General features: G+C 58.4%; 12 protein-coding genes and 2 tRNA genes. 6 read left to right on the top strand and 8 right to left on the bottom strand.

Features of this window, described 5'->3' with window-relative positions:
* Nucleotides 1–6 precede the first annotated feature (6 nt).
* Both ACL2XO_RS23425 and epmA read left to right on the top strand, forming a co-directional pair.
* Entirely contained in the window at nt 7–813 is an 807-nt protein-coding gene (locus ACL2XO_RS23425) for a fumarate reductase iron-sulfur subunit (protein ID WP_132925620.1), read from the top strand.
* A gap of 674 nt (nt 814–1,487) precedes the next feature.
* A complete protein-coding gene (gene epmA / locus ACL2XO_RS23420; RefSeq protein WP_132925622.1) occupies nt 1,488–2,465 on the top strand; it encodes an elongation factor P--(R)-beta-lysine ligase in 978 nt (325 codons plus the stop codon).
* Nucleotides 2,466–2,480: 15 nt separating this feature from the next.
* On the opposite strand, the gene mscM is transcribed toward epmA, so the two are convergent.
* From mscM to rsgA, 3 genes are all read right to left on the bottom strand, one after another.
* Nucleotides 2,481–5,786, bottom strand: coding sequence for a miniconductance mechanosensitive channel MscM (gene mscM / locus ACL2XO_RS23415; RefSeq protein ID WP_413741610.1), 3,306 nt, complete (start codon nt 5,784–5,786; stop codon nt 2,481–2,483).
* 31 nt (nt 5,787–5,817) lie between these two features.
* Nucleotides 5,818–6,708 (bottom strand): archaetidylserine decarboxylase, encoded by an 891-nt coding sequence (gene asd, locus ACL2XO_RS23410; RefSeq protein WP_413741609.1) that lies wholly within the window; start codon nt 6,706–6,708, stop codon nt 5,818–5,820.
* A 68-nt stretch (nt 6,709–6,776) separates the two neighbouring features.
* Nucleotides 6,777–7,823 (bottom strand): small ribosomal subunit biogenesis GTPase RsgA, encoded by a 1,047-nt coding sequence (gene rsgA / locus ACL2XO_RS23405; protein WP_132925628.1) that lies wholly within the window; start codon nt 7,821–7,823, stop codon nt 6,777–6,779.
* A gap of 103 nt (nt 7,824–7,926) precedes the next feature.
* On the opposite strand from rsgA, the gene orn reads away from it, so the two are divergent.
* The gene (orn, locus tag ACL2XO_RS23400) at nt 7,927–8,472 is read left to right on the top strand and encodes an oligoribonuclease (RefSeq protein WP_203523996.1); all 546 of its coding nucleotides are present in this window, start codon (nt 7,927–7,929) and stop codon (nt 8,470–8,472) included.
* Nucleotides 8,473–8,633: 161 nt separating this feature from the next.
* Nucleotides 8,634–8,708 (top strand) — tRNA-Gly (locus ACL2XO_RS23395).
* A 92-nt stretch (nt 8,709–8,800) separates the two neighbouring features.
* Here the strand turns inward: ACL2XO_RS23395 and ACL2XO_RS23390 are convergent.
* Entirely contained in the window at nt 8,801–9,382 is a 582-nt protein-coding gene (locus ACL2XO_RS23390; RefSeq protein WP_413741608.1) for a TetR/AcrR family transcriptional regulator, read from the bottom strand.
* 171 nt (nt 9,383–9,553) lie between these two features.
* On the opposite strand from ACL2XO_RS23390, the gene ACL2XO_RS23385 reads away from it, so the two are divergent.
* A complete protein-coding gene (locus ACL2XO_RS23385; RefSeq protein WP_413741607.1) occupies nt 9,554–10,549 on the top strand; it encodes an aldo/keto reductase in 996 nt (331 codons plus the stop codon).
* Between the two features lie 216 nt (nt 10,550–10,765).
* Nucleotides 10,766–10,840 (top strand) — tRNA-Gly (locus ACL2XO_RS23380).
* 126 nt (nt 10,841–10,966) lie between these two features.
* On the opposite strand, the gene ACL2XO_RS23375 is transcribed toward ACL2XO_RS23380, so the two are convergent.
* From ACL2XO_RS23375 to ACL2XO_RS23360, 4 genes are all read right to left on the bottom strand, one after another.
* Nucleotides 10,967–12,280: an MFS transporter gene (locus ACL2XO_RS23375; RefSeq protein ID WP_132925636.1), complete on the bottom strand. Its 1,314-nt coding sequence runs from the start codon at nt 12,278–12,280 to the stop codon at nt 10,967–10,969.
* Between the two features lie 146 nt (nt 12,281–12,426).
* Entirely contained in the window at nt 12,427–13,377 is a 951-nt protein-coding gene (locus ACL2XO_RS23370) for a 2-hydroxyacid dehydrogenase (RefSeq protein ID WP_413741606.1), read from the bottom strand.
* Between the two features lie 20 nt (nt 13,378–13,397).
* Entirely contained in the window at nt 13,398–14,675 is a 1,278-nt protein-coding gene (locus tag ACL2XO_RS23365; RefSeq protein ID WP_413725572.1) for an MFS transporter, read from the bottom strand.
* A 287-nt stretch (nt 14,676–14,962) separates the two neighbouring features.
* Nucleotides 14,963–15,955 (bottom strand): LacI family DNA-binding transcriptional regulator, encoded by a 993-nt coding sequence (locus ACL2XO_RS23360; protein ID WP_413741605.1) that lies wholly within the window; start codon nt 15,953–15,955, stop codon nt 14,963–14,965.
* Nucleotides 15,956–16,268: the final 313 nt, after the last annotated feature.

The raw sequence follows: 16,268 nt of genomic DNA, 5'->3' as shown, positions 1-16,268 counted from the left end.
CTGACTATGAACGAAAATCAAAATAATGACGTACCGCTTACCCCGGCCCAGGTCGCTGCTTATACCGGTAATGGTAACAATGAGAAGCAGGCGCCGAATCGTTTGCTGACGTTGCGCGTTTTGCGCTATAACCCGCAGGATCCCGCCAGTAAGCCGCATATGCAAAGCTATCAGGTGGAAGAAGCGGTAGGTATGACCTTATTTATCGCCTTGAATGAGATTCGGCAGCATCAGGATCCGACCCTGCAATTCGATTTTGTCTGCCGCGCGGGTATTTGCGGCAGCTGCGCGATGACCATCAACGGCCGGCCCGGTCTGGCCTGTCGTACCCTGACCAAATCCTTGGGGACCGAGATCTCTTTGACCCCGCTGCCGTTCTTTGAGCTGATTGGCGATTTGTCCGTGAATACCGGCAAGTGGATGCACGGCATGAGCGAGCGGCTGCAAACCTGGGTGCATATCAAGGAGCAGGAGATCAATCTGAGCAAGGCGGAAGAGCGGATGGATCCCACGCTGGCCGAGAAAATCTATGAGCTTGACCGCTGTATCGAATGCGGTTCGTGCGTTGCCGCCTGCGGTACCGCACAGATGCGGCACGATTTTATCGGCGCAGTGGGTATGGGTAAAATAGCCCGTTTCCGGATGGATCCACGGGACGATCGCACCGATGACGATTATTATGAGGTTATCGGCGATGATAACGGCGTGTTCGGCTGCATGTCGCTGCTGGCCTGCCATGATGTCTGCCCGAAACAGCTGCCGCTGCAAAGCCAGATAGCCTATCTGCGCAGGAAGATGGCGACCATCGCTTAGCCGCGGAGGAGGGGTGGTCTCCCTTTGACACGTTCGCTGCGCGTCCGATGATCGCGGGCTTACCGCGCCATGGGGCGCTCGGGCAGGCGGGAAAACCACGCCTGCTTCGACCCCATCGGCACGGTCTCCCTTTAACCGGTTCGTTGCACGCTCGGTGATGGCGGGCCTACCGCGCCATGGGGCGCTCGGGCAGGCGGGAAGACCACGCCTGCTTCGACCCCATCGGCACGGTCTCCCTTTAACTCGGCCTTTGCACGTCCGGTGATCGCGGGCCTACCGCGCCATGGGGCGCTCGGGCAGGCGGGAAAACCACGCCTGCTTCGACCCCATCGGCACGCTCTCCCTTTAACACGCCCGGTTTCACATCATGTGAAAACGGGACTACCGCATTCTGGCATTGTCAGTTCATGGGCACGATTGCTGAAAGTTTGAGTGAAGCCAATGGGGAGGGGCAGGATGATAGAAGAGTAAACCGTCCACGCCAGGGATGGCGTGGATCGAGCCTCCAGGGACGGATTTACGGCGTGTTTACGATCTATCATTCTGCCCCGACCTGACACCTTATCGAACGGCGTGCAATGGGCTATACCTCTCTTCGGGTGTGACGATGAATTTGTTTACCCGGCGGGATACGGGTAGACTGCATCCCCGGTTTGAATCAGGAGGGACTGAACATGAGCGAAACGGCAAGCTGGCAACCCAGCGCCTCCATCGCCAATCTATTAAAACGCGCGGCTATAATGACGCAGATCCGGCAATTTTTTACCGATCGCGGCTTACTGGAAGTGGAAACCCCCGCCATGAGCCAGGCGACGGTGACGGACGTGCATCTTTCTCCTTTCCAGACCCGTTTTGTCGGGCCGGGTGCGGCGCAGGGCCTGACGCTCTATCTGATGACCAGCCCCGAATATCATATGAAACGCCTGCTGGCGGCCGGAAGCGGACCGATTTTCCAGATTGGCCGCAGTTTTCGCAACGAAGAGGCCGGGCGGCATCATAATCCCGAATTCACCATGCTTGAGTGGTACCGGCCCCATTACGATATGTACCGGCTGATGAACGAAGTGGATGATTTATTGCAGCAGACCCTGGATTGCGACAGCGCGGAGACCGTTTCCTATCAGCAGGTCTTTATCCGCCATATCGGCATCGATCCTCTTTCAGCCGATAAGGCGCAGCTGTGCGACGCCGCGGCAAAGCTTGATTTGGCGGATGTATGCACGCCGGATGAAGATCGCGATACGCTTTTGCAGATGCTGTTCGCCATGGGCGTGGAGCCGAATATCGGCCGCGATAAACCGACCTTTGTTTATCACTTTCCCGCCACCCAGGCGGCGCTGGCGGAAATCAGCTCCGAGGACCACCGGGTCGCCGATCGTTTTGAAGCCTATTTCAAAGGGGTGGAATTGGCCAATGGCTTTCGTGAGTTATCCGACGCTACCGAGCAGCGCCAGCGTTTTGTGCAGGATAACCGCAAGCGTGCCGCCATGTCGCTGCCGGAGCAGCCCATTGATGAGCACCTGCTGGCGGCCCTGGCGCACGGTATCCCTGAGTGTTCAGGGGTCGCGCTGGGGGTGGATCGGCTGGTGATGCTGGCGCTCAAGGCGGACAGCCTGGCGGATGTCATCGCTTTTACGGTGGAGAGGGCTTAAGCCCCGTCTGGACCGCTATCGCGAGCCGGCTTCAAAGCCGGCGGGCCGCTTCACTATCCCCATCCTGACCTGGAACGGCGGGAACGGCATTTCCAGGCCGTGTTCACGGTACCCCTCGAGAATCAGCTGATTGAGCTGATGCCGCAGCGGCATGCGATGGCCCATTTCCGCCGCGTGTACCCGCAATTCAAACAGCATGATCCCCTGTTGCAAATCCACCAGAAACGCCTCGGGCTGAGGATTGGCCAGCACCAGGGGACAGCGCTGCGCCGCGTGTTTAAGCAGCAGGGTGACCGTTTCGCTGTCGGCGTCGGCCGGGGCGGGAATGGTCAGCACGATGCGCGTCACCGAATCCGACAGGGACCAGTTGATAAACTGCTCGGTGATAAAGGCCTTGTTGGGCACGATGATCTCTTTGCGATCCCAGTCGGTAATGGTCGTGGCGCGGGTGTTGATGCGGGTAATGCTGCCGGTAAGCTCCCGGATGGTGACGGTATCGCCGATACGGATGGGTTTTTCAAACAGGATCATCAGGCCGGAAATAAAATTGGCAAAGATCTCCTGCAGGCCGAAACCGAGCCCGACGCCGAGCGCGGCCACCAGCCACTGCAGTTTCGCCCATTCAATGCCTATCCATGAGAAGCCGATCAGCCCGCCGACCAGCATCAGCAGATACTTGGTGACGGTGGTAATGGCGTAGCCGGTGCCCGGCGTTAAATCCAGATGCTGCAACAGCGCCAGCTCCAGCAGCGCCGGCAGGTTGCGCACCAGCTGCGCGGTGATGATAACCACCAGCACCGCGATCAGAACCGACGCCAGGGTGATGGGCTGAATGCTTTCCACGCCCTTGACGGTGGAACTCACATCCCATAGCCGGATATTTTCCAGGAAGCCGAACGCCGAATGGATTTCCGACCACAGCCAGAGCACCGATATAAAGGCGACCAGGGTCAATATCGAGCGTACCAGGCGCAGCGACTGGGCGCTGATGGCGTCCAGGTCCACGACAGGTTCGTCCATTTCCGCCGCGGCGTCGTTTTGCTGGGAAGGCGATAGGTCCTCTTCGCTGCGCGCCCGCTGCGCCAGGATCTCCGACCGCCGCTGCTTGGCGCGATCGAAGGCGATACGGCGCCGCTGGATAAACATCCACCGGCGAATGATATGGTAGATAACCAGCAAAAAGAACCAGATTGCCACTGAGGTCTCCAGCCGTGCCAGCAGCGCCTGGGCGGTGGCCAGATGCCCGAGGCAGGCCGCCACCGCCGCCGCCAGGGGCGCGCACTGCAGTAAATTCCACAGCGTGCGGTTAACTCCGTTATCTCCCGAACCGGATTTATCCAGATAGAGGGGAATGCCGGATCGTTTCAGGCTGTTGGTCACCAGGCTCAGGGCGGCGCACAGCAGCACGAAGCATAAGCGGCCCAGGGTGCCGGAAAATTCCCGGTCATTGAGATTATCGAAGGCGATTAACGCCATGATAAGCGGCACGATAAGCCAGATGGACAGGCGGTAATACCGCATCGCCCGCGCCACCCGATGCGCCGGCCAGCCGAGGTGGGCGATGAATAAGCCGCGGGGCTGGGCAAAGTGGGCGCTGATCATAAACAGCCATAATACCGGAACCGTGGCTATCAGGCCGTCGCCAAGGGCCACCGCCACCGGATAGGGCCAGGCATGCTGCAGCCCGAAGCCCAGGGCGGCCCACAGCACCGGCAGGGGCAGCGCCAGCACGATGGACCAGAATACCGTGCGCAGGGTAAGGTAAAAATAGTCCTGGTTGACTTTGCCCACCTTGCCGGCCGCGCGATCGAGGAAGGCATGGTAGTGATGGCGGGAACTGATGCTGAACCCCACCAGCAATACCGCGCAAAACAGCGGTATCAGGGTCTCCTGGCTGGTGAGCATCATGATGAGCGCGTGGCTGAGCTGGGTGAAGGTGTCGATGGACAGCAAGCCCCTGAGATCCCGCAGCAGCAGCAGCGGAAAATCGAGGCTTAGGGGACCGACATCCGCCACCCAGAACAGGTAGCGGTGGGCGGCCTCCCTGATTTCACTCATGGCGTCCACCAACTGGCCGTTGGCGACCTTGAGCTTGGTGAGCTCCAGAATCTGGGTATCGTAGCCCGATAGCAGGGAGGTCAGCAATTCCCGCTGGGTGCGCAGCTGCGCCGCCAGGATCCTGCTTTGTTCCGCGGTCAGGGGTTTTCCGTCGTCTTGCCTGCCCTGCGCCGGCTGCGGCAATTTGTTCAGCAGATCCTCGTAATGCAGCCGGCTGACGCGCAGCTGCGCCATATCGCTGTTCAACTGCTGTGGTTTGGGTAAATCGGGCAGGCGGGATATCTGGGCGCGCAGCGTTTCCCCCAGCGCCGGCGAGTCTCCTATCCACTGCGCCTGTTCCCGTAGGGTGTTCAGCGCCTGCCTGACCTGCAGGGTTTGGGCGGCGGCCTGGCGCTGCTGCGAGGCGATAAGATCCATGCGCTGGGCCTGCTCGTTGAGCGCAACGGACAGTTCGCGATTGATTTGCAACGGGCCGCTGATGGCCTGGGGTAAATTACCGCTCTGTCCGGCCAGCAGTTCAGTGTTCTCCAACACCCGTTCCGCTTCTTGCTGGCGTAAGGCGTTGAGCCGATTGCGCAGCGCCTGCAAATACAGGTCGACGCCGTCATGGCGTTTTCTCAGCACATCGGCGCGCAGGCGCGACAATTCCTGGCGATTATTGGCGCTGAGCTGCGCCAGCTCCAGCTCATCCACCCGGGCGCGCCGGGCGGCGGCCTCTGCCTGAAGCCGCCGGCTTTGCGCCTGCGCCAACGGCGACGAGGGGGCGCCGTTTCGCGACTGCAGACGTTGTTCGGCGTCCCGCAGGGCTTTCCTCGCCTGCGTTTGCTGCTGGGGCAGCAGGCTTAACGATTCGCTGATCTCCCGCGCCTGCTCCTGCTCCTGCTGCAATTGCCGGCTGAGCTCCAGCAGCTGGCTGCTGGTTTGCACGATTTGCTGCTCCAGGGCGCTTGCGGACAGTTTGCCGCTGACCTCGGCGGGTTTTTCCGGCTCGGTCTCCAACTGTTGGCGCAGCGCGGCGGTGAGCTTGGGAAAATCGTCAATGGCGTTCTGGTATTGCCGGCCGCGCTCTGCGGAGACCTTGCCCTCGGTGATGAAGTCCAGCGCGCCCTGCAGGGATTCAACGATTTCCCCCTGGTGAGGGACGGCTTTGTTGGATTCGGCCTGTTGCAGCTCTTTTCGGACCTGCGCTTCATCGGGGAAGGCGGCGGCAAAAAGCGGGGCGGATAACAGCCACCCCAGCAGTATGATTATGGTTATACGCACGCTTTTCCCTCTTTACGCGCCGGGGGGCAGCTCAGGGCTGCGGGCTGTCGGCCGCGTGCGGGATGCCGTCGGCCAGACGTTCGCCGACGCGGGTGATGGCACGGGCATGCAGGCGATCGTTGAGCGTCACGCCGCCCTTGGCGAACAGATTGACCACGGTGGATCCCAGCTTGAAACGGCCCATCTCCTGGCCTTTCAGCAGGACCACCGCGTTATCGTCGTTTGCCTGCGGGTAATGCCAGCGCTTGATGATGCCCTCGCGCGGCGGGGTGACGGTGCCGGACCAGACGGTCTCAATGCTGCCGACGATGGTGGCGCCCACCAGGATTTGCGCCATCGGTCCGAAATCGGTGGAAAACAGGCAAATGACCCGTTCATTGCGGGCGAATAGATTCGGGATCGAGGCCGCCGTCAGCGGATTCACGGAAAACAGCTCGCCAGGCACATAAATCATCTCCCGCAGAATGCCGTTGCAGGGCATATGCACCCGATGATAATCCCTTGGGGCAAGATAGGTGGTGACAAACGTCCCGTCGCGGAATTCTTCTATCAGCCGCTCGTTGCCGGCCAGCAGCGCTTCCAGGCTGTAATCGTGGCCCTTGGCCTGGAAAACGCGGTCGTCCAGGATGGGGCCGGACTGGGAAATGATGCCGTCCGCCGGCATCGTCAGGACGTTCGGGTCGGCATCGATGGGCCGCGCGTCGTCACGCAGCGGGCGTACGAAAAACGCGTTGAAGGTGGGGTAAGCCGAGATTTCCGGCTGCTGCGCTTCTTGCATATCCACCCGGTAGTAGCGCACGAACAGGCCGATGGCCATCTTGGTCAGCCAGCCGCCCCGGTAGTCCGCTCCCCTGCCGGCCAGCAGGGTCAGGGCGCGTTTGGGCAGTAAATACTGCAATGCTATTTTCATCCTATCCAGCACCTAAAACCTCGTACGTGAGTGGTTGAAGAAAAAAAGAGGGAAAAGTGTACCGGCGGCAAGGATAAATGTCAGCGATCGGTTTCGGAAAAGGATTTACGCGTCTTTACCTGCGACATGCTTTCCAGTATCTGATGATAATTTTCGAAACGCACCGCCGATATTTCCCCCGCATCCACGGCGGCGCGAATGGCGCAGCCGGGATCGGTATTATGGCGACAGTCACGGAATTTACAACTGCCTAAATACTCTCTGAATTCGACATAGCCGCGGGTGATTTGTTCCGGCTCCAGATGCCATAAACCGAATTCCCGTACCCCTGGGGAATCGATAAGCAGGCCGCCGTGCTTGAAGTGGTACATGCGGGCGGCGGTGGTGGTGTGCTGACCGAGACCGGAGTTGTCGGAGACATTATTGACGACGATAGGGGCCAGTTCGTCGGGAAGCAGTGCGTTCAACAGGCTGGATTTACCCACCCCGGACTGTCCGGCGAAGATGCTGATGCGATCCGTCAGCGCGGTTTTGAACGCATCCATGCCTTCCAGGGTTTGGCTGGAGACCATGATGACCCGGTAGCCGATGCGGCTGTAGATAGCCATGGTTTTATCCACCCACAGCCGGGCTTCCTTATCCAGCAAATCGATTTTATTCAGGACGATAAGCGGCTCAACCTCTACCGTCTCGCAGGCCACCAGGTAGCGATCGATGATATTCACCGATAATTCCGGCAGGATCGCCGAGACGATGACGATTTGATCCATGTTTGCCGCGATGGGTTTGACCCCGTCGTAAAAGTCGGGGCGGGTAAGCACCGAGGTGCGGGGGTGAACCGCTTCGACGATACCGCTGATGCCCGCCAGCGCTTCGGTGCCGGGACGCCATACCACGCGATCGCCGGTGACCAGCGAGGTAAGGGTGCGGCGGATATTACAGCGATGCAGGGTACCCTCGGCGGATTCCACGTCGGCGTGCATGCCAAAGCGGCTGATAACGATGCCTTCCTGGGCTTCCCCCAGCAGCGCGTCATCCACATCGACGCCGCGGTCTTTTCTCAGACGGCGCTGGTGGTTGGCCTGTACGCGGCGTTGCTGGCCTTTGGACAGTTTATTTTTGCTCACTGCGCCTCACTTGTAGCACATGGATCGCCTGGGGCGACTAAAACGTCTATGATACACAGTATTCTATCAGATACGCCGTAAAACCCTTTACATCGAGAAAAACATGTCGGTAAACGAGAACAACCTAATATGGATCGACCTGGAAATGACCGGGCTGGATCCGGAGCGCGATCGCATCATTGAAATCGCCACCCTGGTGACGGACGCCAACCTGAACGTCCTCGCGGAAGGTCCGGTTCTGGCGGTGCGCCAGTCCGATGAACAGCTGGCCCTGATGGATGAGTGGAATGTCCGCACCCATACCGCCAGCGGGCTGGTGGACCGGGTCAAGGCCAGCACGGTGGACGAAGACGCCGCGGTGGAGCAAACCCTGGAATTCCTGCGCCAATGGGTGCCGGAAGGCAAATCCCCCATTTGCGGCAACAGCATCGGCCAGGATCGGCGCTTCCTGTTCCGTTATATGCCGGCGCTGGAAGCCTATTTCCACTACCGTTATCTGGATGTCAGTACCCTGAAAGAGCTGGCGCGCCGCTGGAAACCGGAAATCCTGGAAGGCCTGACCAAGAAAAGCACCCATCAGGCCCTGGATGATATTCGCGAGTCGGTGGCCGAGCTGGCCTATTACCGCGAACATTTTATCCGGCTATGAGGGGCTGACCGCGCGCGGGCCGCCGGGAAAACCAGCACATCGATGATTAATTAATCAATCAAACGAAAAGAAGGATTTTTTGGCGCCGGGGGGCTTGCAGGGAAAATGTTTTCTCGTATAATGCGCTCCCCATACCGATAGCGTTTTTCACTGTCGGCAAAGCGGGAATAGCTCAGTGGTAGAGCACAACCTTGCCAAGGTTGGGGTCGCGAGTTCGAGCCTCGTTTCCCGCTCCAAATTTTGATTTGCGGACGCCCCAGGGCGTCCGTTTTTCTTTCTGCCTGCGGCGGGCACGGCGCGTAGCGCCTTGACGGGCGCTGTAGATATATCAGTCCGGCCAAGCCTTCAGCGCCCTGGCGACGGTACGATACAGGTCGGCCCGGGTCGCGCCGGACTGCGCATCGAACGCCATGCCCCAGCCCACCACCATAATAAACCGCGCAAGTTCGTCCGGATCCTGGTCTGCGGGCAGATCGCCGCTTGCCCGGGCCTGTTGAAACCGCTGCCGTAGCTTGGCCCGGCGGCCCTCGCGTATTGACGAGAGCGCCTGCCGTACCGGACCCGAATCGTCAAAACAGGGCAAGGCGCAATTCACCGCAAGGCAACCTGGCGGACTGGCGGGATCGGTATAAAGATCCGCCATCCGGTACAGCATATGCTCCGCGACGCCGCGGGCAGTGGGTTGGCTTAAGGCTTCTTCCACGTAGCCAAGACGGATTTTCGCATAGCGTTCAAGGACCGTCTTGAACAGACCGTCCTTGCTGCCGAAGGCAAAGTAGAAGCTGGGGGGCGTAATGCCCATCGCTTTGGTCAGGTCGGCCAGGGATGTCCGTTCATAGCCGTTACGCCAGAAAAGCTCGGTTGCCGCCTCAATTGCCCTGTCAACGTCGAATACCCGCGCGCGCGCCATTTGCCGCTTACCTCATCCTGCATTATTTCCTCATGTAGCGACCATTATACATCATCTTGACAAGGCCTTATATCGTAATATAGTGATCACTATATTAAGGCTGGCCCGCGCGTTTGGCGGGCGGTGGGGGTGGGCTACGGCTGACCTGTCTTTAGCAACTGTGGAGTCTCTATGCAATTTACAACATTCGGCCGGACCGGTCTGACCGTATCCCGTCTTTGCCTGGGCACCGGAACCTTCGGTAAACAAACCGACGAAGCGGAATCGAGGCGGATCTTTGACATCGCATCGGAAGCCGGCGTTAACTTTATCGACACCGCGGATATGTACCCGGCCGGCATCGGCGCTTCCGGAATGGGGCTCACCGAAGAGATTACCGGCCGTTGGCTGGCAGGCAAGCGCGACCGCTTTATTCTTGCCACCAAGGCGGGCGGCCCCATGGGGCCTTCCCCCTGGGACCAGGGCACCTCGCGCAAACATTTGCTTGATGCAATCGATGGGTCACTGCGTCGATTGAACGTTGAATATGTCGATCTCTACCAGCTTCATTTGGACGATGCGGCTACCCCCCTGGACGAGACCCTCGAAGCCCTTGACGCCATTGTCCGCTCGGGCAAGGCGCGTTATGTCGGCGTATCGAACTTCCTGGCCTATCGGCTCGCACGCGCCATCGGCCGCCAGGAAACGTTGAAACTGGTGGGGTTCGTTTCGGTGCAGCCGCGCTATAACCTGCTGTATCGTGAAATCGAACGCGAACTGTTGCCCTTGGCCACAGAGGGAAACCTGGCGGTGATCCCCTTTAATCCTCTGGCCGGAGGATTGCTGACGGGCCGTTACCGGCAGGATGAGACGCCGGAAAAGGGACGTTTCTCGGCGGAAGTCGGGCAGTTCGGCGCCATGTATCAGGCGCGCTATTGGCATCAGCGCGAGTTCGAGACCATCGCTCGGCTGCAAGAGGCCGCCGGGGGAATCGGCGAGCCGCTGACCAAGCTTTCCATCGCCTGGATCCTGGCAAATCCCGCCATCACCTCGGTTATTCTTGGCGCAAGCCGGGCGGAGCAGCTGTCCGATTCCCTGGCCGCGGTGGATTACAGCCTTACGGCGGATCTCAAGGCCCGGTTTGATGAGCTTACCATTGAATATCGCCGCGGGGACTCGGTGAGATAATATGCTGCCGTTCTGCACGCTTGGCGCCCCGGCGTTTAAAAAAAACTTGTCAGTTTTAAACATCTGGTCCATAATGCAATCCGCTTTTCAATAGACACATAAATATCAACGGAATCAATTGATTGTGTTGATGGCGCCGCGGTTGGATATTGCGCATAGACTGTGCAAACGCGTTGCCGGAAAGATGTGCCAGGAAAGCATAATGCAGGACATAATGCGGGAATAGCTCAGTGGTAGAGCACAACCTTGCCAAGGTTGGGGTCGCGAGTTCGAGCCTCGTTTCCCGCTCCAATTCAAAATTTCGGACGCCCAGCAGCGTCCGTTTTTTTTTGGAAAAAATCTTCCGGTCATTTTCCTGGCGTGGGATTTCCGGCAGGACAGCCTATTGGCGCTCCGCCGGATAACGGGATGATTGCCTCAAGGGCGAGGGGCTTTGCGCAGCCTCATGCTTTCGTCCGACGGGGTCGCGACCGACGTCAGGTCGCAGCTCTTCGGCAACAGGAACGTGAGGAGGCCGGCGATGATAAGTGAAGCCGCCAGCGCGCAAACCGCCAGGTTTTGTCCGTAAAGAAACATCACGACGCCTACCAGGTAGGGACCGCAAAAACCGCCGAGGTTGCCCAGTCCGTTTATCACCCCGCGGGCGCTGCCGGCAACTTCCGCCGAGGCGATACGCATCGGGATCGACCAGAACGGGCTGGTGGCCGCTTTGAGGAAGAAGCCGCAAATCACCAGGGCGATATAGGACGCGATCACATTCTGTTTAAGAATGACCGATGCCAGCAGCGCGGCGGCGAAACACAGCAGCGAAACCCGTACCCATAGCCGCCGTTTGCCGGTTTTATCGCTCAACACAGAGATGAGATAGATGCCGGCGATAGTGGCGATAAACGGCAATATCGCCAGCAACCCCACCCCTGCCATATTGGCGCCGGTGAGATTTTTCAATATGGTGGGCAGCCACAGGGTATAGCCATAATCACCGGTTTGATAAAAGAAATTCAGCACCACCAGCTTTATCAGTCCGCTGTTGCGGAATACGTCCCGCAGCGGAGCATTGCTGACCGGCGTGAGGTTCTGGCGGTTTTCGGCATCCTGGGCCAGCTCCCTGCGTAAGTACTCACGTTCTCTTTCAGGCAGCCAGCGGGCTTCCTGGGGACGATCGCTTATCAGGCACCACCATACCGCCAGCACCACCAGCGATAACATGCCTTCGATAAGAAACAGCCAGCGCCAATTCAGCAGGTTGATAATGGTGCCGGAGATGGGGGCGGTGACCATGCCGCCGATGGGCGCGAACATCATGACAAACGCATTGGCCCGCCCGATTTCTTTTTCCGGGAACCAGTTGCTCAGCATGGTCAAGACCACCGGCAGCATGCCGCCCTCCGACACGCCCAGCAGAAAACGCAGCGCCAGCAGCTGATAGTGGCCGGTGACAAATCCGGTGGCGATGGACACCACGGCCCATACCGCCAGCGACCAGGCGATGAAACGCTTACCGCTGCCGTGAACCGCGGTACGGCCGCCGGGCACCTGCAAGAAGAGATAGCCGATAAAAAATATTCCGCTGGCGAGACCCGCCATCCGGCTGTTTATGCCTAAATCGCTTTCCATGCCTCCCGGCAGGGCGAAACTGATATTCACCCGATCCATAAAGGAAATGATACAAGCGATTAATATTGGCGCGACCACTCGCAGCCAACGGGTATGAGGTATTTTATCATCCATAGCGAAATGTCCGACAATAAGGTTAGCCACCCCTTTTTAATCATAAAAAGAGGAATCAGTATTATTTTTATATCCGGCTATCGTCATTGAATAATGATTGTCAGAAAAGCCGGCGCCGTGAAATAAACATCCATCACCCCCTAATGTTATTCCAGTTTATTCGGCAGCGGGCGCTGGTTGAAGAAAGCCTCCACGTTGGCGAAGACGATGTCGCTCATTTTGCGCCGGGTTTCCCATGTTGCGCTGGCCGTATGGGGCTGTAACACGACATTGTCCATCGCCAGCAGGGCCGGCGGCACGTTGGGCTCGTCGGCATAGACATCCAGCCCGGCCCCGGCGATATCGCCCTGTTGCAGCGCGTTAATGAGATCCGGCTCGTTAACGATGCTGCCGCGGGCGATATTGATAACCAGCGCATGGTCCGGCAACGCCTGGAAGATCAAGCGATTCACCATTCCCTGGCTCTCTTTACCGCCTGAGGCCGCAATCACCAGAAAATCGCTGTCGCGGGCCAGGGCGGGTAAATCGGGGCAGAAGAGATAGGGCAGGGCGTCGTTACGTTTACGGTCGGTGTAGCGGATTTGCATATCGAAGCCGCCGGCGCGGCGGGCAATGGCCCGTCCGATATTGCCCATGCCGAGGATGCCGATGCGTTTGCCGCTGACCTGGCTGCTTAACGGCGGCGTTTCCAGCGGCCAGCGTCCCTCGCGCACGAAGCGATCTCCCTGGCACAGCCGGCGGGCGGTGCTGAGCAGCAGGCCCAGCGCCATATCCGCCACATCCTCGGTCAGCGCGCCGGAGGTAATGGTGACGTGGATGCCGCGTCGACGCGCATAGTCCAGGTCAACCCCGTCGGTGCCAACGCCGAAAACAGCCACCAGTCCCACCGACGGCAGCGCCTCCAGCACCGGCGTGCCCACCCCTACGTCCCCGCGCGTCACCACGACTAAAATGCCGGCGCCGTTTTGCGCCAGATAGGCCGCCGGATCGGCTTGCTCGTACAGCTTATGCACTACGTAGCCGGCCTCAAGACGTTTTTGCAGTTGGTCCATTACCGGTGCTATCAGCAAAACGGTACGCAAATTTCTTACTGTCATGTTATTACCCCTGTACGGCGTTACGCCACGCTGGAACCACCGGCTAACTTCCCCGTTTCAGCCTCTTGTTGCGGCTTGATGGAAAGGGCGAAGACCACGGCGATGCCCAGGCAGGCCGCCATCATAAAATAGGATGAATTGGTTGAATGGGTGACGCTGTTGAGCATGCCCACCAGATACGAGCCGATAAACGCCCCGACGGCGGCCATGCTGTTGATCATCCCGCCGGCGCCGCCCACCATGGACGCCGGCAATACGTCGTGCACCAGCGCGAAGAACGGCCCGAACGGGATATAAAGGCAGGCCCCGGTAATCACCAGCAGCAGGTAAGAGAGCCAGAAATGGTTCGTGCCAAGGAAGGGCAGCAGCAGGAAACAGCAGCCGGCTATCAGGATCGGATAGGCGATAAAACCCACCCGTTTTTGATATTTGTCGCTCAGCCAGGCGGCAATCATCATTAATATCGCCGCCAGGCCGTATGGCAGCGAGGACAGCAGGCCGGTTTGGGCCATAGAAATGGCGCCGGAGTGCAGAATGGAGGGCAGCCACATCAGGAAACCAAAAAAGCCGATGCTCTGGAAAAACATCCAGCCCGCCAGCTTGATCACATTGGCGGAGCGAAGGACTTGGCTCCAGTTGGTCATGGTCTCTTTACGACGCTGCTCATTGGCCAGTTCGCCCATAAGCGCCGCTTTCTCCTGCTTATTCAGCCAAGCGGCCTGTTCCGGCCTGTCGCGGATAACCACCCACCACACCACCGCCCAGATGACGGCGGGAATGCCTTCCACCACGAACATATGGCGCCATCCCCAGTTCTGCACCAGCCAGCCGGAAAGAATGGACATCCACAATACGGTAACCGGGTTGCCGAGCAGAAACAGCGTATTGGCTTTGGAGCGTTCGGTATGGGTGAACCAGCGTGAAATCAACAGCAACAGGCTTGGCGTCACGATGGCTTCCACCACCCCGAGGACAAAGCGGATGACAACCAGCGAGGCGACATTGGTGACAAGCCCCGTAAGCGTGGCGCAGATGCCCCACAGCACCAGGCTCAGCGTCAGCAGTTTGCGCACGCTCCATTTTTCCGCCAGCATCCCGCCCGGAATTTGCAGGGTAAAATACCCCAGGAAAAACAGCGCGCCAATCAAGGACGCCAGCGAGGGATCAATACCCAGATCGTTACCGATGCCGGCGGCGGAGGCAAAACTGTAATTAGCCTTATCAAGGTAAGACAGGCTATAGGTAATAAATATCGTCGGCATTAGATAAAGCCAACGGCGTTTGGGCAATGTATTCATGTTGACTGGTCTCAATATGGTTTATGTAATCAGTGCATTCTTAGATTTTTTTATAGGCTAATAGCGTATTCATCATTGTCATTACCGCTCCTCTCCTGTGGGTATTATCAGAACGGTTTTCACAGTGAAAAATTGAGACATAGATCACGCTGAATCGTGTTAACAAATCCTGTTACCCGGTGCGTGACGGGTATGACATATTCAGCGGGTTTTATCGGAGGCGGCCGGCACGGAGGGTGGCCGGCCGGGCGGGACGGGAGAGTTCGGTTCGGTACTGACGGCCCGCCTTACAGGGTACCGCCGGGAGAGAGCCGATAGTGCAGATCTATTTGTTCTATTGTGGATATGCCTTTGATTTTACGTATTAGTATTTCGGTGGATACCCGTCCCATCTCAAAGCGCGGGGTGACTACGCTTGCCAGTTTCGGCTGGGTCACCTGGCCGATATCCAGGCCGTGAAAGCCGGCTATGCCTATTTCCTCGGGGACGCGGATACCTGAGGCCAGGCATTCCTGTAACACGCCAACCGCCAGATCGTCATTGGTGCACAGGATACCGTCCAGATCCGGATACATCTGGCGGGCCATGGTCATCATGCCGGTGCCCATCAACACCGAGGATACCTTGTTGGGTATCAGCCGTCCGGTGGGCAGGCATGCATCGGCCATGGCCTGGCAGTATCCGTGGTACCGCTTTTGATCGCGGTCGTCGGACATGGAACCGAAATAGATGATGCGGCGCTTGCCGCTGGCCAGCAGCATACGGGTCATGTCATGGGCGGCCTGCTTGTTGTCAAAGCCCACGTTGATCCTGCCGCTGCCGGCGGTCATATCCATCACTTCGGCCACCGGGATATCCGCGGCGTGCAAATATTTTTCCGCCCGCAAAGTGTGGATTGTTTCCGTCAAGATGAGTCCGGCCACCGGGAAATTCAGGATATTGGCGATTTGCTCTTCTTCACGATCGCGGTCGTAATCATAATTCACCACCAGGGTGCGAAAGCCCTGCGGGGTCGTTACCGATTCAATGCCGGCCAGCAGGTCCGCAAAAATCTGATTATTGAATGAGGGGATCAATACGCCGATGCGCGGCAATTGATTACTGGCCAGCGAGCGATTTTCCGGGTCGGGCTGGTAATTCACCTCCGCCAGGATGGCCGCAATGCGCGCTGCGGTATCCGGCGCCACTTTTTCCGGCGTGCGTAAATAACGGCTAACCGTCATTTTTGTCACGCCGGCCAGGGCGGCGATATCCTGTAATGTCACCCGCTGTGGTTTCATTGATTATTTCCGGTCCTATCTGATTGAATTGATTATGCCCCCGGGCAGCGGTAAAAGAAAAGGGTATTACCGTCTCTCCCCCATCGATAACATGCCGCCGTCCCCAGGCATTCCCTGCGTTTCTCCCCGGCAGCGAAAACGTTATCCCGCTTGGATCACAGCAAAGGTAACAGGTTGACGTAACACTATTTAAAGTGATCTTCATCACAGTTTCAGCGGCCTTAAATCGCTTTCATACTCGTTATCCGGCGGCACAGGGCGATGCCGTTCCAGCAATGACAAAGCAAGGTGCGTCGCACAGCACAAGAGTACA

Source organism: Sodalis sp. RH15 (assembly GCF_047324255.1).
Taxonomy (GTDB): domain Bacteria; phylum Pseudomonadota; class Gammaproteobacteria; order Enterobacterales; family Enterobacteriaceae; genus Acerihabitans; species Acerihabitans ligni.
This window is presented reverse-complemented; position numbering and strand designations above follow the sequence as displayed.